Raw genomic sequence first — 19,153 nt, 5'->3', positions numbered from 1 at the left:
GCGAGATGAAAGCCGGGGTGGCGGGTGAATCTTTGCTGATGTCGGCGCTTAATGCCTGCCGCTCCCGGCTGAAAGCCTTTATTCGCGGACGAACTTCCGTGCGCGATGATGCCGACGATATTCTGCAGGAAGTGACATATCAGCTCATGAAGGTGGAACAGCCGGTAGAGAACGTTGCTGCCTGGCTGTTTCGCGCGGCCCGTAATGAAATGACTGACCGGGCGCGGAAAAAACATGAGGTCCCGCTCTCCGGCGACTTCACCGCGGATGGCGAAGCGGGAGCCCCGGAAGATGAGTTAGCGGAAACCCTGTTCGGTGTTCCGCAAACCCCGGAAGAGGAATACCTGAAAACGCTGCTATGGGAAGAACTGGGGCAAGCACTGTCTGAGCTTCCAGCGCTTCAGCGTGAGGTCTTTGAGAAAACGGAACTTCAGGGCTACAGCATAAAAATGCTGGCAGACGAGACGGGGGCCAGCGAGCAGGCACTGTTGTCACGTAAGCACAAGGCCGTGCTTTATCTCCGTGCCCGATTACGGGATGTCTATGAAGCATTGACCGGTGATTGATGCCAGACAATAAACGGGCAGACAAAACCTTACAATGTCGAGCCTTGTAGATTCATTTCTATCGTTTATGATCGGGGCATCTCATTATTTTGGAATGTTATGCGCAACCGTCAGCTTCTGGGTAAATGGCTTTTGATAATCACGTGCCTGGCGATGGCAATCTGCCTGGTTCAGCGTGCGGTTTATCTTAACCACTTTTTACAGGGGCTGAACCCGCAGACGGTTCTGGTTGTCGATGCTCCGGCTCAAAGCGCTGATGCTGAGCAATCAGGTCCATCCCCCTGCCAGTTAGGTGCGCATTCCCTTCTTTGTGCCCAGCCACTGTTCTTCGATGGCGCACTACCGGCCATCATTCTCTTCTTCGCATTGCTGCAACTGTTTTCCCAGGTGCGGGCATTTGTTGACAGAGCCCAGCCTGTTCAGGCTCCTCCACCACGAATACACCTCAAAAACTGCGTTTTCCGTGAATGAAAAACATCGTCATCACACGATAATTTTCACTATTCACGGAGTAAAACATGTTTAACATCTTCAGGGGATTTATCCTCCTGTTGCTGTCCTGCACTGGCATGGCCAACGCAGCAGACACAGGCTGGCTGACCTCCCCACAAAACGATCACGCCCGGATCCGCTTCCAGGCAGAAAAGGGCCAGGATCGTATCTTAGGCTTGCTCACCGTAGAGCTGCAGTCCGGCTGGAAAACCTACTGGCGCTCGCCGGGCGAGGGTGGCGTCGCCCCACAAATCCACTGGCCAAAAGAGGTGCGGGATACGTGGTACTGGCCTGTCCCTTCACGCTTTGATATCTCTGGTCTCACTACCCAGGGTTATCACGACAAGGTGATTATCCCGATGGTCATCACCGGGACAGATGCCGATACGCTGAATGGCACTCTCACGCTCTCAACGTGTAGTAATGTCTGCCTGTTGACGGACTACACGCTGCGTCTGGATTTCAACACCCCGGTAGATGAGGCTTTTCAACGCGCTTTCGACAGTGCAATGCGCGCCATCCCGGGGGATTCGGGAATATCCTCAAACCTGTCTGCCTGGCTGTCTGACGGTAATCTGGTGATAACGGGAACCACGGACGGGGAGTGGAAAAAACCAGCGATCTACTTCGACCCGCTGGAGGGCGATATTCTTCCTGGCGATCCGGCTATCAGGCACGACGGTAATCAACTGCACGTGACGGTGCCGGTGACCGATGAATGGGGTGATAAGCCCGCCACGCTTAAGGGGAAAGCGCTCTCTTTTGTACTGACCAATGGCGATAACGCGCAACAAACCGTGATTACCGTCGGGGACGAGCCTCCGGGCCAGACGACAGCGGTTGGGATGAGTAAAATGCTGGCCTTCGCGCTGCTCGGCGGGCTGATACTAAACCTGATGCCCTGCGTACTACCGGTGATGGGCATGAAGCTCAGCAGTGTACTGAATGCCGGTTCGGATAAGCGGAAAATCAGATTACGCTTCCTGGCAACCAGTGCCGGTATTCTGACCTCCTTTGTGCTGCTGGCCGTGATGGTTTCCGCCCTTAAATTAACCGGAGCCTCGCTGGGATGGGGCATTCAGTTCCAGAGCCCGTGGTTTATCGGCCTGATGGTGGCGGTGACATTCCTTTTTGCGCTCAATCTGTTCGGGGTCTTTGAAATGTTGCTGCCTTCTGCGGCGATGGGGCGGCTGGCCACAACGGGGGGCGCGGGGCTTACCGGCAGTTTCTGTGAAGGTATGTTTGCCACTCTGCTCGCGACACCGTGTTCTGCACCGTTTCTCGGTACGGCAGTGGCGTTTGCGCTGGGCGCACCGTTACAGGAACTGTGGCTTATTTTTCTGACGCTCGGCCTGGGAATGAGTTTACCGTGGCTGTTTGTTGCGTTGATCCCTGAAACGGCCATGCTGCTTCCCAAACCGGGACGCTGGATGAATACGCTGAAGATCGTTCTCGGTCTTATGATGCTGGTATCCAGTCTCTGGCTGGTGACGCTACTCAATCTGCATCTGGGAGAAGCGCTCAGCCACATCATTATGTTGATACTGATTGTCATCGCGATCGTAGCGTACGCCATAGCAGGGCAAAGAACCTCGCCACTGTTCTGGTTCGTGGTGATCGCGTTGTCTGTTTTAGGGGGTTATCAGTTGCGCGGGTTGCTGACCACACCGGTACCCGACACGCAAACTGAGGTTCAGGCGATCCCGTGGCAACCATTAAGCGAGGAGGCTATCCAGAATGCTGTTGCGCAGGGGAAACGCGTCTTCGTGGATATCTCTGCCGACTGGTGTGTCACCTGTAAGGTCAATGAGCATCGGGTATTGAATCAGCCTGAAGTCATCGCGGCACTCAGCCAGCCGGATGTGGTTGCGCTACGTGGAGACTGGAGTAAGCCATCGACGGCGATCGCGGATTTCCTCGGAAAACGCAATCGCTACGCCATTCCGTTTAATGAGGTCTATGGCCCCGGCCTGGCTGATGGAGAAATTTTCTCTCCATTGCTTGATAAAAACACCGTTCTGACGACCCTGGACAACGCTAAAGGTTAAATGTGCTATGAAGAAAATCATGATTACGCTGATGTTCCTCTTTGTGTCTACTCAGATGGTGGCCGCAGAGGTACAGACACCGGAACAGGAACAACGCGCCCAGAAGATCGTTTACGATTTCCTGTTTAACGATCCCAATTCACCGCGTATTGGGGCTAAAAATCCAAAGTTAACGCTGGTGGTGTTCACGGACTACAACTGCCCGTACTGTAAAAAATTCGATCCTTATCTTGAGAGGATCGTCGAGAAATATCCGGATGTGGCGGTGGTCTTTAAGTTTCTGCCTTACCGGTCAGAAAGTTCGGTGACCTCTGCACGTGACGCCCTGACCGTCTGGCGTTCACATCCTGAACAATTTATGAAATTTAACGATATCCTGATGGCAAAAAAGGGATACCACGATGATGCCAGTATTCAGGAGGCCAAAAAGCGGGCGGGGGTCAGTGTGACAACGCCTGATGCCGAGAGCCTGATGACGATCAAACGCAGCCTGCTCATTGCCGAAAAACTGGGTATTCAGGGAACGCCGGCAACGCTGATTGGCGAGGGGCTGCTTCCCGGCTGGGTTCCTTTTGAACAGTTCGATGAAATGGTCAGTGACGCGCTGAAAAAAAGTTGAATTGAGGGGGCGGCTAGCCCCCGATTATCCCGGAGAGGACAATGAAAAAATTACTGTTAATTTCGCTGCTGGTGACGTCAGGGCTGGCTCAAGCCGCTGAGGCCATTCCTGATGTTGTGAAGACGTTCAGTGAACAGCAAAACATTAAGATCATTAAGAAAATCGATGCGCCAGGTGGAGCGCCCGCCTGGCTTGGGCAATATCAGGACATGGGCGTTACGCTCTTTTTAACACCGGATGGAAAGCATGTAATTTCAGGCTATCTGTATGATGAAAAAGGTAAAAACCTTAGCGATGCGTATTTCCAGAAAGAGATCTACGCGCCGCTGGGGCGGGAAATGTGGAAACAGCTCAATGCAGCGCATCCGCTGAAAGAGGGGGCGGATACAGCACCGCGTAAAGTGTTCGTCTTTGCCGATCCATTCTGTCCGTATTGTAAGGCCTTTTGGGCCGAGGCGCAGCCGTGGGTGAAGGCGGGTAAGGTTCAGTTAAATACGCTGCTGGTGGCGTTTCTTAATCCCAACAGTGGCCGTAACGCCTCCGCGATCCTGAATGCAAAAGATCCAGTTTCTGCCTGGAGAGAGTACGAGCTTTCTGGCGGGAAAACATTGCCTAAACCTGCGGGCGGAGCCTCACGTGAGAACGTGGCTGTGTTACAGCAGCACCAACAGTTAATGGACAGTCTGGGCGCAAATGCCACCCCGGCAATTTATTATCTGAATGCACAAAACGAGCTTCAGCAGGTGGTGGGCATGCCAGATGAGAAGCAACTCGAGGAAATGTTTGGGCCTAAACCATAATAAAATCAGGCAGAAGCAGGGCGCTTCTGCCTGATTTTTAATGCGTTAACTTCCCCAGCGATCTCTGAGATAGCTAACCGCGTCCTGAGTCTGGGGCTGGTTAAGATAATCTTCCCGGAACAGGATAGTACCGTTTACGCCGGGCAGAGAGTCATTCAGATCGAGCTGTTTTTTCAACTCCGGCACACCGCCATTCACCATCCAGTCCGGCTCATTTTTGGACGGTTCACCCACTTTATAGAACGCAATGCCGATATAAAGACGGGTATGGGTTGGTTTTACCACATCAGCCCACCATCTGGTCAGCACGTCATAACGCGCGGCGCTGCGGGAGAAAGGCCAGTAAATTTGTGGCGCAATGTAATCCAGCAATCCCTGTTGTACCCACTGACGTGTATCGGCATAGGATTCATCATACGCAGCGGCTCCTCGCGTATCTGAGCCTGCCGGGTCAAAAGAGCGGTTACGCCATACGCCAGCCGGGCTGACACCAAACTCAACATCAGGCTTCAGCTGTTTGATAGCACTGGAAACCTGCACAATCAGCTGTTGTGTATTGTGCCGACGCCAGTCCGCTTTAGAGGCGAATCCCTGGCCATAGTGTTTAAACGTTTGAGTATCGTTCAGGGTTGAACCAGGTGTTTCGGAATAGAAATAGTCGTCAAACTGCACGCCGTCTATCGGGTATTGCTTAACAACCTCGCTGACAATCTGGGTTATCCAGTCACGCACTTCCGGAATGCCCGGGTCGAGGACAAAACGATCGCCAGAAATACGCACCCACTCCGGGTGCTGCACATAGACACTGGAAGGGTGCAATGACGATGTCCGGTTCAGCTCCGCAATGGTTGACGGCCGGGTGTTGGTCGATACCCGGTAGGGATTAAACCAGGCGTGCACTTTCATGCCGCGCTTGTGCGCTTCATCCAGCATAAACTGCAGTGGATCGTAACCCGGATATTCGCCGATGTTACCCGTCAGCATATCTGACCAGGGCAAAATTTTTGACGACCAGAGCGCTGTACTGTCAGGTTTCACCTGGAAAAACACGGTGTTGATACCGAGGCTTTTCAGTTTATCGAGTTTGTCTTTCAGCGCCTGTTTTTGCTGGCTGATACGGAGTTCAGCACTGCTGGCATTCACTGATGTGACCGGCGGCCAGTCAAGACGGGAGACGGTTGCCAGCCAGATCCCACGCATCGGTTTATTTGTCTGTCGGGAAGGTTGATTCACCGACGGGGGCGGAGTGACGAGAGACTTTGGTGGTTTTGAGGTGCAACTAGCAAGTAAAAGTGCGCAGCCAACAAACGCACCTATCCGTTTTACGTGTAGCGACATTTACGTATTAGCTCTTTGTGATTCGACTATGAGTCCAGGGATTAAAGTCGGGAACATCCGGTTCTTCGGTGGTGTTATCACTGAGAGAATCAAGATACAGCGCTTCAACTTCCGCACGCGCCCAGGGCGTTCGGCGCAGAAATTTTAAACTCGATTTAACGCTGGGATCGTTTCTGAAACAGTTAATTTTGATACGGTTGCCCAACTCGCTCCAGCCATATCGTGCAACCAGGGCATTTACCTGCATTTCCAGCGTTACGCCATGCAAAGGATCTTTAGAAATATGTGCAGTCATAGGCGTCCGGTTGTCTCATTTTTCGTGGGGTTAGGTTGAACGATGAAAGGGTACAAGAAAGGTGGAAAAGGGGCAATCATTGTCCTGACTGGCGGGTAATTGCCGCACAGTGACTCAGCTCCGTTTGTGAGTGATATTGCAGAAGTAAAAGGCTGGTCTATTCTAAATAACAGAACTTCGCTTATCTCGTGATCGTTGAAAAGTCACAATAATTTTGCGTTTCAGGCGGTGGAAATGAACAAAATCCAGCTCGCTTTATTGTCGTGTTTGCTGTCAGTATTATCGTTTATCACGGTTGCCGCAGAACCACGCCTGGAGCCGACTGAACAGGAGCGGGCCCGAACGGTTTATATCTTCCACCAACCTGTTGTTATGCTTCAGGCGAAATTTGGCCTCACAACGCCAGAAGAACGCGTATTACGCATTCGCAATACGCTGCGACATTTCACTGAGCAGGATGTACGCGAACCGCTGAAAATTATACCGGTCACTCGTTACAACCAGCCGGGTCGCTTGATTGTCATGAACGGCAAGCCTGTTATGTTGCTTACACAAGCAGACCTTGATGAAGGTGACGATCTTACGCTTGATCAGGCCGCCCAGCGTGTGTTGACGCGTCTGGAGGCTCAACGAACGGCACTTCACGAGCAATATAATAGCGGCTGGATTGCGTTATCCGCCGTGAAAACTATCGCGGGTTTTCTGGCACTGGTTCTTTTCTGGTACGGTGCCTGGCGTTCCTGGCGCTGGGTGCGACGTTTTTACCGTCACCGCATTCTGGAAAGCCGCAGCATAATTCCTCAACGTTGGCGTAAGTTTGTTGGCGCGATTGAGACCCGGTTGTATGCCCTGTTAATGTTTTTGTCCGGTGCCCTGGGGTTATATCTCTGGTTGCGCTGGGCATTCAGTTTGTTCCCCTGGACGCGCGTCTGGGGGACATCATTGGGCGACTGGGCAGTGCGCGTTTTACGAGATATTGCGTTTTCTATTGCCTCTGCGCTGCCGGGGCTCATGATTGTTTTGATTATTTTCCTTATTACCGCGGTTATACTTAAACTCCTTAAAATCTTGTTAAATCAAGTAGAAGTAGGGGGATTGCAGCTTCCAGGTATCCATCCCGAAACCGTAGGTGCCACTCGCAAGCTGATTTCTGTCGGCGTGTGGTTGTTTGCCTTATCTGCGGCATATCCGTTTTTGCCGGGTGCAAATTCACTGGCTTTTAAAGGTATCAGCGTATTCTTTGGCCTGATGCTGACGTTGGGGTCAGCAGGGGTGATGAACCATGCCATGAGCGGGCTGGTGTTAATCTACTCCCGCGCGTTACGAAAAGGGGACGTAATACGGGTCGCGGATAATGAAGGTCTGGTCACGGAGATTGGCATGCTTGCGACCAAAATCCTCACACGGGAAAACTATATTGTTACGGTACCCAATGCTGTCGTCGTCAGCGGCAAAATAACCAACCTTAGCGCACAGGAACCTGATGCGGGGATCAATCTGACAGTTGGTGTGACTATTGGCTATGACACGCCCTGGCGGCAAGTTCACGCGATGCTGGAAATGGCCGCCAGACGGGCAAAATGCATCGACCATTCCCAACCACCTCTGGTGCGGCAGCTGGCGTTGATGGACTGGTACATCGCTTATGAACTTCAGGTTAAGCTGATACCCGGGCAAGCGCTCGCCGAGGCTCGTAATGAATTGCACGGCCTTATTCAGGACGTCTTTAACGAGTTTAATGTGCAAATTATGTCGCCAAACTTTGTGATGCAGCCTGAAGGGACGGTAATCGTGGCTGAAGAAAACTGGTACGCAGCACCGGCTGGACAACCAGAACAGAAGTGATATCCGTTGCGTCCAAAAAATCAGGACAACTGACCTAACCTGTCTTTTGCCGTTTAACTGTAAGTGGGGTCCGCTTGAGCGTATACACTCAGGTATTACGCAAGCAAAAGCAGCTGGAAAGTGATTTTGACACCCTCCAGTACTGAATCAGCAGCAGCTTACGGTGATTGCACAGATTAACGCCGGGAAAAGTATCAGCACCATCACACGGGAATTTAATACCAACAGGCAAACCATACTCCTGGTAAAGGCTGGGCAGCGATAATCCAGAGTGTAAATACGGCTCAAAACTCATAACTGGACAGCCTGCTATATGGTATGAGTTCAGCCGATGAATGTAACACACTGGCTAAACAGGTTATCGCTGTTGTAGCCAGTTCTGAATACCGTCTGATGCAGAGTCTATTGCGCCGGCAAGATAGCCTGAAAACTGCGGTGACCATTCGCTGGCAATCCCCGTTATTTTTCCCGCCCATTCTCCCTGTCCAGGGGGCTGATCCGGTAGTGGATGTCCACTCTCCTGCAGTAGGTCAAATTCTGTGGCTGTAAACGGATCAGACGCCCAGTCTTTCAGGAACTCAGCTTCAGGTTCGGCCGCATCCGGACCAAACAGACGCACCAGTTGCTCTCGACAAAGCAGCTTAAGAACGTCTTCGCTGACTGTCCATCGCGACTTAGCCGGTACTCCAATAAAACCAAATATTACCGTTGTTCCCGAATTGGGTTCGGACACATCGTGAATTTCAACCATTGGACCTGTTCTACTGCTGGCATCACCTGAAAGCCTTTGAGCCCGCAAAAAGTCAGTGTTGTAGACAGCAGAATATTTTGCATGGGGAGCCATCCATGTCGGGGTTTTACGCCAGTGTGAAATCAGGGTGTCAGGCAGTGTCGGGCTGAACGCAATATTTGCAGCCAGTGCGGGCGGCAGGGCAAGAAAAATATGCTCGCCAGAATAAAGGGTTTCCGCTCCGACCTCTGTTTTCGCCAGAACTTGTATCCCCTCATCGGTGCGAATAATGGACTTTACGTGCTGATCTAGCTTAATTTTGTGGGTCGGAATCTGGCTTTTCAGTGTCGACGTCAGCGCCTGCATTCCCCCCTTCAGTCTGAATGATGCCGGTGAGGTGTCATACGCAGGATAACGTTGTGCAGGCGTATCGGTCTGACGCTCATAAAGCATATCACCCGGGCGACCCTGGGGTATGACGGGCAGTCCCAACCGCGTGATTAACTGCGCGAAATTGGATTGAATGTCAGGCCAGAACCAGGTAGCTCCCATATCCACATGAAGTCCTGAAAACCCAGCCGACAGTACGCGCCCGCCTGTCCTGACCCGGGATTCCAGAATCACATAATCTACGTCTGCTTTTTCCAGTAGCGTAGCGGCGTAAAGTCCACTAACGCCTGCTCCAATAATAACGCAGCTTCTCATGACATCACTCCTGTCAGGGTGGTTGGGTTAAGGTGCCCCATTTTTAGATAAAAAAGTGCGCCAGCGGCAGTGGCTATCAGAGTGGGCATTTCGCCAGGCGGAAACCTGAGCCAGCACCCTTTCTCATAGTTACCTTCCGGTGTTCTGAGTTCACCCTCCAGAAGCAGTAGTTCGGCACCGCCGACAAGTGGCGCGCAGAAGATTCGCTCTCCCGGTGCCAGATTTTGAATAAGGGCTGTTTCAGATCCGCCTGAGAATAGCGGGCAAATTTTTCGTTGCGGCTGGCCGTACCAGTTATTTTCATCCTTTGTATCGATTCTTACTGGCTGGCGTTCTTCGGCGGACATCTGGCGCAGCTTGACGAAAATGGTGGTACCGTCACAGCTGGAAGGCTGATGAGACGAACCGTCCGGGCTGCGCAGGTACCAGCCTGCCGGGTAATCCACCCCGTTTTCAGTAAACGTTCCGCTCAGTACCAGTATTTCTTCGCCGCCGGGGTGGCGGTGTTCGGGAAACAGAGATGCAGGAGCATATCGGACAAGGCTGGTTGCTCGGGCCTGCTCATGACCTATCCTGTCAAGCATGACACGTTCAACACCCTGCTGCGGGGAGGGGACCCAGTGATAGTCATCAGGTGTAATGATGACTCGCTGCGAGAAATCAGAGTTTAGTAACATCATAGTCAGTGAGTAAACGGCACCTTAGAAGGTACCGTTTTCAGATTTATTTATTCGGCAGGTTGTCGTAAGCATCCAGTGCACGGGCCGTATAGGTTAATGCTGCACCGGTGTTCAGGTTAATCGCAACGGCAAGCGCTTCGGCGATCTCTTCACGAGTAGCACCATTTTTAGCCGCTGCATCCACATGTACGGACAGACAGCCATCACAACGGGTGGTGACTGCAACAGCCAGCGCGATCAGTTCATGGGTTTTAGGATCGAGATGCTTGTGTTCAGACGCGCCCTCATCCATCTTCTGAAAGCCCTTCATAAACTCAGGCTGCAGTTGTGCAAATTTACCAACGGTGCCAAGCAGGTTGCTACGGTATTCATTCCAGTTTAAGAACATTGCAAACTCCGGTTTTTGTCTCAGAAATCGTTATTACATAACGTCATAAATACGCACGTCAGGAGCGCCATTCAGGTAAGGTTTCAGGCCTGCAACGACATCCTGGGTGAAAAGCGGGCTGTTGAGGTACGTTTGTGCCTGCGCTGCGGTCTCAAAACCGTGCAAAACCTGCACGTCCTGATCGCGGATCAACAGTTCTTTCGAAGTGGCTCCGTCGATGGTGGTCAGAAACGGAGTCTTGTATTTCTGGTAGACCCCGGCTGCTGCCATACGGTTTTCATTACTGATATCAAGGGTGATTTGCAGATAAGCCATCGTTCTCTCCTTCGCTCACGGTAAGGCAATGCCGACAGGGCTATTGCCGTTCAATGGATGGATTATCAGAAAGCCTGTAAATTTCAACAAATCAGATAATCTTGCGAAGCAGAGAAGAAATTCTTTGTCGGTAATGTTACGGAAAGGAGTGCATCACGCCTGGGAAGTGAGGACATGATGCCTGAGAAGCAGTATCACGTATTATCGGAGACAACATCCTGAACAAGCCAGTCGTGGAAAACTTTTACTTCATCACGCATGACATTCAACTGCGGGGTCACCAGATAGTAAGACCAGGTGAGCGGCCAGCGATGATCGGGATGCAACTGGATCAACTGACCAGTTTCTATCAGTTGTTTGACCAGTGCGTAACGCACAATAGCCACCCCCCGACCGCTCAGGGCTGAAAGGATGACGGCGGAGGTAGAGTTAATATGCAGTCCGCTTTCCAGCGCTTCAGGTGCACCGACCGCGCTCAGAACATCATCCCAGGACGGAAAATTCGCCCCCGGATGGAGTGTATCATCGTGGATCAGTTTTTGTGTGGCGAGCCATTCAGCGCAGGTTATTTTCTCCGCTGGCACCAGATGCGGACTGCAGACCATCACCGCTTCTTCATCCATCAGCCAGGTTTTATTTACCCCTGGCCAGTCTCCCTGCCCGCAGCGAATACCGATATCTGCCTCGCCATGCGACACATCCATCAGCTTCTCCGTCACGTTAAGCCTCAGGTCGATCGTCTCATGGATTTCTGAAAAGCGGTTCAGCCTCTCCATCAACCAGTTCATCATCAGGACCTGCGAGGCGGTCACCACCACGACAGTGCGTGTCCGACGTCCGCGCAGTTTATTTAACCCAGTTTCTAGTTTGTCCAGTCCCTGGGTGATGTCCTGCAATGCTACCTGCGCTTCGTCAACCAGCGTAAGACGCTCCTTCCCCGAACGGGTGCGGTGGAGCAGCGGGTGTCCCACCCAGTCCTCTAGCGAGCGGACAAGCTGGCCCACGGCGGCAGGCGTTACGCCTAACTCCCGGGCCGCGCCGGTAAAGCTGCCGTGCCGGGCAGTGGCTTCAAAGGCGTGCAACCATTTCAGTCGGTTTAGCGATCGCATTACAGGTATCCTGATTCATTGTTTTTTTCAGTATACCTCTGCGGGAAAGATTTTCTTCCCTGTATCGCAATTTCTTCTCAGTCGTCAACCTGGCTTCAGGATGGCATTCTCGTTTCACACGATGAAGAGCAGTGCTTTTCATTAATGACACCCACATTATTTTTAAGAGGTTAGCGATGAACGCATCTTTTGCCGGTAAGAAACTGTTAGTGGTCGGTGGTACAAGCGGAATGGGCTTCGAGACAGCGAAACTGGTACTGAAAAACGGCGGCAGCGTGGTACTGGTCGGTAATCGCCAGGACAAAGCCGAGCAGGCTCGTCAGGCACTGGCGGCAGACGGACAGGTATCCATCATTGTGGCCGATCTAATGAAAGAAGAAGGGATGCAGCACGTGGTGAATACCATTAACGCTGAGCATAAAGACATCAGCCTGCTGGTGAATGCTGCGGGGGTATTCTTCCCGAAACCGTTCACCGAACATGAGATGTCTGATTATGACATGTACATGAACATCAATCGTGCGACCTTCTTCATTACGCGCGACGTGGTGCGCAACATGATCGAGGCCAGCATTAAAGGCTCCATCGTCAATATCGGCTCCATGTGGGCGCAGCAGGCCATCGGTGCCACGCCGTCTTCTGCCTACTCCATGGCGAAAGCCGGTCTGCACGCACTGACCAAAAACCTGGCGATTGAACTGGGCGGCAACGGTATACGTGTAAACGCGGTTTCCCCGGCGGTTGTCCACACCCCGATCTACGAAGGTTTCATTCCGAAAGATGACGTCAAAGGCGTAATGAACAGCTTCGATAGCTTCCATCCGATTGGCCGTGTAGGTACACCGGTCGATATCGCGGAAACTGTTGCCTTCCTGCTTTCTGACAAGACTGGCTGGGTCACCGGTGCCATCTGGGATATCGATGGCGGAGTAATGGCAGGTCGTAACGCTTGATGACCATGCCGCACGTGGATTACCACGTGCGGCACGGGAGTATGTATGGAAATCCAGACTGCAAACTATGACCTTGTGACGATGTGGGGCGGAGGCATGGCAAGCCGCACGCTTTGTCAGTCCTTTACTGGTGACAAACACAAGCAGATAAGACAAAGCCACGTTATCGATTCAGATGAACCTGTCGCGCGGGGTGGAGAAGGACAGGCTCCTAATCCCCAGGAACTGATGCTGGCAGCCTTTAACGCCTGCATCACGGCCGCCTTTGTTCAGGAGGCCAGCTGTGCAGGCATCACGCTTACTCACCTTGAAATCCGGACCAGTGGAGAGCTCCTGACAGGGATATCCCAGGTCTGTGAAAAAACGCCAGAAGCCTCTCCAGGCAGACTGAAGTATGTCATTCATGTCAGCGGGGAGGGAACGGCCCATCAATTCGAATGCGTCCATCAGCAGGTAATTAATGCCTCCATTAACCGGTGGTTACTGGCTCAGAACATGACGATAGAGGGTGATTTAATTCTTATCTGACGCGGTCTGGACAATATGTTTATCCTGGAGACAACACGATGACTACACCAAGAGTTACCCCCTGGAAGGATGGCGATCCGGTTGACGAGGATCTTCTCAATGCAATTAAAGCCCGCCGCCCAAGTGCAGAACTGATTGGAATAGATCGCATTCTGCTAAAAAGTTTTCCTCTGGCCACTGGCTGGAACGAGCTGATGGTACGGGTTCGCAAGGAATTTTCACTGAGCCTTGAATACAGGGAGTTAATCATGCTGCGCGTCGCGTGGCTTAACAGAGCAGAATTTGAATGGAATGTGCATTACCCTGCCTATCTTGATGCCGGCGGAACAGCTGAAAAGGCGACTGCGCTTGAGCTTACCTCTGTTTCATCACTGTTTAATGAAACAGAAACCCTTCTCATCAGACTGACCGACCAGTCCACGCAAAGGGTGATCGTGGATGCAGAAATTATCGAAGGGCTGAAACGTCTGCTGGGTGAAAATGAGACCGTCGAAGCCGTCGCAACCGTAGCTGCTTACAATATGGTGTCGCGTTTCCTCGTTGCCCTCGCAATCTAAAATTATTTCTCAGGTGATATCGTGAAAAAAACTTTTCGAGCTATGCAGGTCACGTCTCCGGGTGTACTTGAGATTGTGGTAAGGTCGTTGCCAGTGCCGGCGGCGGATGAGGTCCTCATTAAAATTGAGGCCTGTGGCGTATGCGGTGCGGATCTCCGGGATATAGAGAAGACAGCGCCGGACGGCCAACCTCCGCGTATTCCGGGACATGAAATTGTGGGGCGTATTACGCGTAAAGGCGATGCGGTACCTGATATCTGGCATGCCGAGCAGCGGGTAGGCGTAGGTCGACTGGGCGGTTACTGTCAGTACTGTAGCCCCTGTCGGGACGGGCTTTTTCACCTCTGTGAAAACCAACTGTCACCGGGCCTCAGCTGTGACGGAGGATACGCCGAATACGTGGTTATCCGCCATACGGCACTGATAAACATTCCTTCTGAGTTGTCATCCGTTGACGCAGCACCGATCCTTTGCGCGGGAACAGCCACTTTCAACGCACTGCGCTATTCCGGTACCAAAGCGGGTGACAGGGTGGCCATTCTGGGTGCTGGCGGCTTAGGCCATATGGCGATTCAGTACGCCCGTAAAATGGGTTATGAGGTCATTGTGATTGCGCGTGGCGGTGAAAAAGAACGTGCTGCCATTGAGTTGGGAGCGCATCACTACATTAATGCACTCTCAGAAAACGTAGCGGAACGCCTGAAAACCTTTGGTCGAGTAAACGTTATTCTGGCCACCGCTCCGGATTCTGAAGCTATTTCAGCGCTGTTGCCAGCCCTGGCTCCACAGGGGAAAGCGATATTGCTGGGGACCGGACGCACACCTCTGCAGATTATGCCGGGGATGATGATTGGTGGAGAACGGGCCCTGACAGGATCTTTCGTCAGCACTCCTGCGCAAACCGAGCGTGCATTACGCTTCAGCCAACTTTTTCAGATTCTTCCCGTCACAGAGCAGATGCCGTTTGAGCAGGCCAATGAAGCACTCAACAGACTTAGGCAGGGACTGGCACGCTACCGGATTGTACTCACAATGAACCAGGATGTCTGACCAGATGACCGCAGAAAACACTCTGCCAATTGCAGAGCAAAATAAGAATATTATTCGCCTGTCTGCCGCGCAGGCTCTGGCCGGTGCTAACTCCGTAGTCTTCTATGCTACCGGTGCCATAGTCGGTAATGCTATCGCACCCAGCAGTTCGCTGGCCACACTCCCCATCACCATGTTTGTGCTGGGGATGACCGCCTGCATCCTGCCGTTGGGTGCACTGGCGCGAAAACGGGGACGTAAAGCTGCATTTATGGTCGGCACCGGGGCGGGCATTATTACTGGCCTGACTGCGGCTCTGGCTGTTGTGGTTAGCTCGTTTATTCTGTTCTGCATTGCCGCCTTTCTTGGAGGTGCGTATGCAGCCGTAGCGCTCAGCTTCCGCTTTGCCGCCACCGACGTCGTCGCACCAGCACACCGGGCACGGGCGCTATCACTAGTGATGGGCGGCGGTGTAGTAGCTGGTGTAATTGGACCGATGCTGGTAACAGAGACAATGGATCTCTGGCCGCCTTATACCTTCGCTGCCACTTTTATCGGTCAGGCACTTGTGGCTATTCTCTCCGCCGTGATACTCCGGGGGGTAAAAGCTGCGGAACCTGCCGCAACTGCAAAAGCAGGTGGACGTCCTCTGCGCGAGATTGTCCGCCAGCCTGGTTTTATCTGGACTGTGTTCAGCGGTGCCGTAACCTACATGGTGATGAATTTTCTGATGACGGCTGCGCCGCTTTCAATGCATATGCACGGTATCTCTCAGCAAGCGTCCAATTTGGGAATTCAGTGGCACGTGATCGCGATGTATGGACCGGGATTTTTTACCGGCAGGTTGATAAGCCGTTTCGGTGCTATGCGTATCGCGGCGGCAGGTTTGCTTATCACTGCAGGAGCTGTATTTGCGGGACTCAGCGGAGCAGATGTGTTCCACTACTGGCTGTCGCTGATTTTACTGGGACTTGGCTGGAATTTTGGCTTTACCGGTGCCTCCGCGAAAATCATTGACTATCACCGTCCAGAAGAAAAGACACAGGTACAGTCTCTGAACGATTTCGTTGTATTTGGTGTGATGATCATTGGATCATTCTCTTCGGGTGTTCTCCTTAATCACTATGGCTGGAATGCTGTGCTATGGGGTTCACTGATCCCTGTAGGTGTAGCATTTCTGGGTATCATCAGAGAATTAAACATTAATAAACACGCGGTGGGCGAGAAAAATTATTAACCCCTGCTATAGACGTTTAATTGTGTTAAAGCCCAAAGGGAGGCAGAATCGCCACGGGTTCAACAGACACCTATGTTATTTTTCCTAGCGTGATGAATATACTCTTTATGAAAGATGACGATAAGCAGAAGTAGCTCTGCTTATCGGTTTTTTTATTTATAGAAATCTACAACGCTGTACTCTTTTATAAAATCATTATCCAGTTGCAATCCCAGGCCGGGCAAATCAGGAACAGCTACTTTTCCATCTTTTACCGGTATTTTATTTTTCACCAGATACTTATAGATAGGACTCTCACTTTGCGAGTATTCAATTAAATCCCCAAACCTCGTCGATGCAAGAAAATGTATTGTTGCATGCAACAGGATTCCTGTGCTGAAACCGTGTGGAACAAGACTGACGCCGTTGGATTCAGCTAACTGGTTAATCCGTTTCATCTCTGTAATACCACCACACCGGGTGATGTCCGGCTGCACAATAGCAGGATTTGCTTCCTCAATAAATTGTTTAAATTCTGCATAACTGGTTAATGCCTCGCCTCCTGTGATTTTTACTGGCAGGGTTTCAGAAAGCCGACGGTAACATTTCAGGCTGTCAGAGGGAACGGGTTCTTCTATCCAGTTGATATTGAAATCCTTAAGCATTTCATACCTTTTCTGAGTATATGAAAAATTTCTCCACAGCCCAACAAGATCCAGTTCTATATCTATCCCATCACCAACCACTTCACGTATGCGCCGCACCGTTTCGTAATCTTTTGCTGGATCAATACCGAATTTATTACCACCAAATTTTATGCTGCGGAAACCCTGACTGATCAGACTGAGAGCTTTGGCACAACTCTCATCATCGTTGTCTGAAGGGATGAATGTACCATAAGCATCAATGTGCTCCCGGTATTTCCCGCCAAGTAAGGTGTGAACCGGAACGCCATAAAACTGACCTGCAATATCCCACAAAGCAATATCAACGGCGCTGATGGCATGTATACCTGCACCCCTGCGTCCCATATATTCACTACCAGTGAACATTTCATCCCATAACCGTGTTATTTCTAAAGGGTCCCTGCCCACAAGAATTTCTCTTAGTCCACGACAGGTGGAATGCGAAGAGGGGGTTTCGATAAATGATTTTACGACCAGAGGCGAACTGTCTGACTCGCCATAGCCTGTGATCCCCTCATCAGTTGTTATTTTGACAATAACCGCATCCTCACCCCATTCGCAGGCCTGATTTAATTTTGGCACTCGTAACCAAATGACGTTAACATCGATAATTTTCATTTTTGATCCTGTTCAGTAAAATGATTTTTGAACCATTTTATTAAGCCATAAGCACATATAGTCAGAATGACAATGAATGGCGCAGCAGTCAGAGTTACAGCTGTTTTTAAAGTGGAAAGAGAAGCGTTTATATATAGCATTGCCAAAGGAATTAACCCTAACATTATGCACCAGAACACCCTTAACTCTCTTTTAGGATCTTGCCCTTGTTGTAATCCTTTCGTGCTGACGGCAGCTACGGTATAAGCGGTTGCATCAAGGTGTGAAGCAAGGAATACCAACATCAGCAGGAAGTAGAACAGAGAAAAAATGGTGCCCAAAGGTAGTTTGGAAAGAAGTTCACTGACAGCAATTTGACCCGAAGCAGATTTCAGTAATTCTGGTGCGTTAACCACTGACGTATTAAATAAATCAATTGCGAAACCACTCAGACTACCAAAGAAGAACCAACATCCGGCACATCCTCCGAGGATTAGACCCAGGATTAATTCCCTGACAGTTCTCCCTTTGGAAACGCGAGTGATGAATATAGAAACTCCTGGTGTGTATGTGATCCAGTACAGCCAGTAAAATACAGTCCAATCCTTGTTAAAAGTGCCTTGGTCAATAGGGTCCGTGAACAGACTCATATGGACGAAATTGGTTAATGTCAGACCAAGTGTATTGACAAAATTGTCAATAATGAATGTCGTTTTACCAAAAAATAAAACAACAACACCAAATAATAGCGTCATGCCACATGCGGCTTTCGCCAGTTTTTGCATACCACCGTCAATGCCAATGTATGAACTCAGTGAGAAAGTCAGCGTAATTATCGCGAGAAGAATTAACTTCAGACCAAACGTGTTCTCAAAACCGAAAATGCTTGAAAGCCCGACAGAAACAGTACCTACAGTAATTGTTGTGGTCAAAACCAGCCCGCCAAAGGTAGAGAACAGGAATATCAGGTCGATAATTTTTCCCATTGGGCCTTTGTTAGAGATACCAGTTATTGATGATATAAGAGAAGATAAATTTAGACCTTTAGATTTGTTAATATAAAAATGATAAGCCATTGCCAATGATGCAATAGCATAAATGGACCACGGGGTTAATCCCCAGTGAAAAAACACATAAGACAAACTGGAGCGCAGTGCCTCCTTACTTTCTGGTGTAATGTTAAGACCTGGTGAATTATAATAGTAAGCCCACTCCATAAAAGCCCAGTACATTGTTGCTGAACCGAGTCCAGCACAAATGAACATGAAAATCCAGCTAATATTAGAGTATTCAGGATTTCCCTCACCCAGTTTAATAGTTCCGTATCGACTGCAAGCAATCAGTAATGCCATGATGACACAGGCAAAACCAAGTAGTTGAACTAAAGATCCAATCGAAGTTGTTAATCCGTTAAAAAGATTTTCAGCCATCTTTTGTGAAGATGTGGGATATAGCATGAGAAGAATAATTGTACTTATAACAACTATTATACTTATTGAGATAAGGAACACGTCATTTCTGACGGGAGGACTCTTTTCCGGTGTGGACTTAGCATTCATGTTCATAGTATCTTCCATCCGATTCAGTTCAGCAGGGTACTACTGTTTTCAGTTATCATTAAATGGAGTTGGAGACATACGCACAACGCCTTTTTCCT

At 50.6% G+C, this 19,153-nt stretch carries 21 protein-coding genes; 12 read left to right on the top strand and 9 right to left on the bottom strand.

All coding sequences use genetic code 11. From position 1 onward, the window contains the following. Positions 1-5 precede the first annotated feature (5 nt). The 5 genes from ACHHZ6_RS16085 to dsbG all read left to right on the top strand — a co-directional run bounded on the left by ACHHZ6_RS16085 (position 6) and on the right by dsbG (position 4,525). Positions 6-566: an RNA polymerase sigma factor gene (locus ACHHZ6_RS16085; protein ID WP_182920037.1), complete on the top strand. Its 561-nt coding sequence runs from the start codon at positions 6-8 to the stop codon at positions 564-566. 99 nt (positions 567-665) lie between these two features. Further along, entirely contained in the window at positions 666-1,037 is a 372-nt protein-coding gene (locus ACHHZ6_RS16080; protein WP_182271457.1) for a hypothetical protein, read from the top strand. Between the two features lie 47 nt (positions 1,038-1,084). Next, on the top strand, positions 1,085-3,106 hold the full coding sequence (locus tag ACHHZ6_RS16075; RefSeq protein WP_395122677.1) for a protein-disulfide reductase DsbD family protein: 2,022 nt from the start codon (positions 1,085-1,087) through the stop codon (positions 3,104-3,106). Positions 3,107-3,113: 7 nt separating this feature from the next. Beyond that, complete coding sequence (locus ACHHZ6_RS16070) at positions 3,114-3,725, top strand: DsbA family protein (protein ID WP_182918418.1); 612 nt, start codon at positions 3,114-3,116, stop codon at positions 3,723-3,725. 41 nt (positions 3,726-3,766) lie between these two features. Next, positions 3,767-4,525, top strand: coding sequence for a thiol:disulfide interchange protein DsbG (gene dsbG, locus ACHHZ6_RS16065; RefSeq protein WP_182918417.1), 759 nt, complete (start codon positions 3,767-3,769; stop codon positions 4,523-4,525). Positions 4,526-4,570: 45 nt separating this feature from the next. On the opposite strand, the gene ACHHZ6_RS16060 is transcribed toward dsbG, so the two are convergent. Together ACHHZ6_RS16060 and ACHHZ6_RS16055 are read right to left on the bottom strand one after the other, a co-directional pair. Next, positions 4,571-5,863, bottom strand: a complete 1,293-nt coding sequence (locus ACHHZ6_RS16060; protein WP_395122676.1) for a glycoside hydrolase family 10 protein — start codon at positions 5,861-5,863, stop codon at positions 4,571-4,573. Positions 5,864-5,870: 7 nt separating this feature from the next. After that, positions 5,871-6,158, bottom strand: coding sequence for a VF530 family DNA-binding protein (locus tag ACHHZ6_RS16055; protein ID WP_182271452.1), 288 nt, complete (start codon positions 6,156-6,158; stop codon positions 5,871-5,873). Between the two features lie 234 nt (positions 6,159-6,392). On the opposite strand from ACHHZ6_RS16055, the gene ACHHZ6_RS16050 reads away from it, so the two are divergent. Both ACHHZ6_RS16050 and ACHHZ6_RS16045 read left to right on the top strand, forming a co-directional pair. Next, positions 6,393-8,003: a mechanosensitive ion channel family protein gene (locus ACHHZ6_RS16050; RefSeq protein WP_395122674.1), complete on the top strand. Its 1,611-nt coding sequence runs from the start codon at positions 6,393-6,395 to the stop codon at positions 8,001-8,003. A gap of 142 nt (positions 8,004-8,145) precedes the next feature. Further along, positions 8,146-8,268, top strand: a complete 123-nt coding sequence (locus tag ACHHZ6_RS16045; RefSeq protein ID WP_395122730.1) for a hypothetical protein — start codon at positions 8,146-8,148, stop codon at positions 8,266-8,268. 93 nt (positions 8,269-8,361) lie between these two features. On the opposite strand, the gene ACHHZ6_RS16040 is transcribed toward ACHHZ6_RS16045, so the two are convergent. The 5 genes from ACHHZ6_RS16040 to ACHHZ6_RS16020 form a co-directional block, all read right to left on the bottom strand. After that, entirely contained in the window at positions 8,362-9,438 is a 1,077-nt protein-coding gene (locus ACHHZ6_RS16040) for an FAD-dependent oxidoreductase (RefSeq protein WP_196391323.1), read from the bottom strand. Further along, positions 9,435-10,115: a cupin domain-containing protein gene (locus ACHHZ6_RS16035; RefSeq protein ID WP_395122728.1), complete on the bottom strand. Its 681-nt coding sequence runs from the start codon at positions 10,113-10,115 to the stop codon at positions 9,435-9,437. The genes ACHHZ6_RS16040 and ACHHZ6_RS16035 overlap by 4 nt, the downstream gene beginning before the upstream one ends. A 46-nt stretch (positions 10,116-10,161) precedes the next feature. Next, positions 10,162-10,506 (bottom strand): carboxymuconolactone decarboxylase family protein, encoded by a 345-nt coding sequence (locus ACHHZ6_RS16030; RefSeq protein ID WP_196391322.1) that lies wholly within the window; start codon positions 10,504-10,506, stop codon positions 10,162-10,164. A 33-nt stretch (positions 10,507-10,539) separates the two neighbouring features. Beyond that, positions 10,540-10,821 (bottom strand): hypothetical protein, encoded by a 282-nt coding sequence (locus ACHHZ6_RS16025; RefSeq protein WP_196391321.1) that lies wholly within the window; start codon positions 10,819-10,821, stop codon positions 10,540-10,542. Positions 10,822-11,015: 194 nt separating this feature from the next. Next, positions 11,016-11,930, bottom strand: a complete 915-nt coding sequence (locus tag ACHHZ6_RS16020; RefSeq protein WP_196391320.1) for a LysR substrate-binding domain-containing protein — start codon at positions 11,928-11,930, stop codon at positions 11,016-11,018. A gap of 176 nt (positions 11,931-12,106) precedes the next feature. Here ACHHZ6_RS16020 and ACHHZ6_RS16015 point away from each other — a divergent pair, with 176 nt between their 5' ends. The 5 genes from ACHHZ6_RS16015 to ACHHZ6_RS15995 are packed head-to-tail and all read left to right on the top strand — an operon-like array spanning position 12,107 to position 16,234. Further along, positions 12,107-12,883, top strand: a complete 777-nt coding sequence (locus ACHHZ6_RS16015; RefSeq protein WP_196391319.1) for an SDR family NAD(P)-dependent oxidoreductase — start codon at positions 12,107-12,109, stop codon at positions 12,881-12,883. 45 nt (positions 12,884-12,928) lie between these two features. Next, on the top strand, positions 12,929-13,411 hold the full coding sequence (locus ACHHZ6_RS16010) for an OsmC family protein (RefSeq protein WP_196391318.1): 483 nt from the start codon (positions 12,929-12,931) through the stop codon (positions 13,409-13,411). Positions 13,412-13,449: 38 nt separating this feature from the next. Continuing rightward, the gene (locus ACHHZ6_RS16005; RefSeq protein ID WP_395122670.1) at positions 13,450-13,968 is read left to right on the top strand and encodes a carboxymuconolactone decarboxylase family protein; all 519 of its coding nucleotides are present in this window, start codon (positions 13,450-13,452) and stop codon (positions 13,966-13,968) included. Positions 13,969-14,010: 42 nt separating this feature from the next. Further along, positions 14,011-15,018, top strand: a complete 1,008-nt coding sequence (locus tag ACHHZ6_RS16000) for an alcohol dehydrogenase catalytic domain-containing protein (protein WP_196391377.1) — start codon at positions 14,011-14,013, stop codon at positions 15,016-15,018. Between the two features lie 4 nt (positions 15,019-15,022). Then, positions 15,023-16,234: an MFS transporter gene (locus ACHHZ6_RS15995; RefSeq protein WP_196391316.1), complete on the top strand. Its 1,212-nt coding sequence runs from the start codon at positions 15,023-15,025 to the stop codon at positions 16,232-16,234. Positions 16,235-16,386: 152 nt separating this feature from the next. Here the strand turns inward: ACHHZ6_RS15995 and ACHHZ6_RS15990 are convergent, their stop codons facing one another. Further along, positions 16,387-17,517, bottom strand: coding sequence for a mandelate racemase/muconate lactonizing enzyme family protein (locus ACHHZ6_RS15990; protein WP_196391315.1), 1,131 nt, complete (start codon positions 17,515-17,517; stop codon positions 16,387-16,389). Beyond that, positions 17,514-19,061, bottom strand: coding sequence for a BCCT family transporter (locus ACHHZ6_RS15985; protein WP_196391314.1), 1,548 nt, complete (start codon positions 19,059-19,061; stop codon positions 17,514-17,516). The genes ACHHZ6_RS15990 and ACHHZ6_RS15985 overlap by 4 nt, the downstream gene beginning before the upstream one ends. Positions 19,062-19,153 lie beyond the last annotated feature (92 nt).

Origin of the sequence: Enterobacter cloacae complex sp. 2024EL-00214 (assembly GCF_043945575.1) — a bacterium.
In the GTDB taxonomy this organism is placed as follows: domain Bacteria; phylum Pseudomonadota; class Gammaproteobacteria; order Enterobacterales; family Enterobacteriaceae; genus Enterobacter; species Enterobacter cloacae_P.
This window is presented reverse-complemented; position numbering and strand designations above follow the sequence as displayed.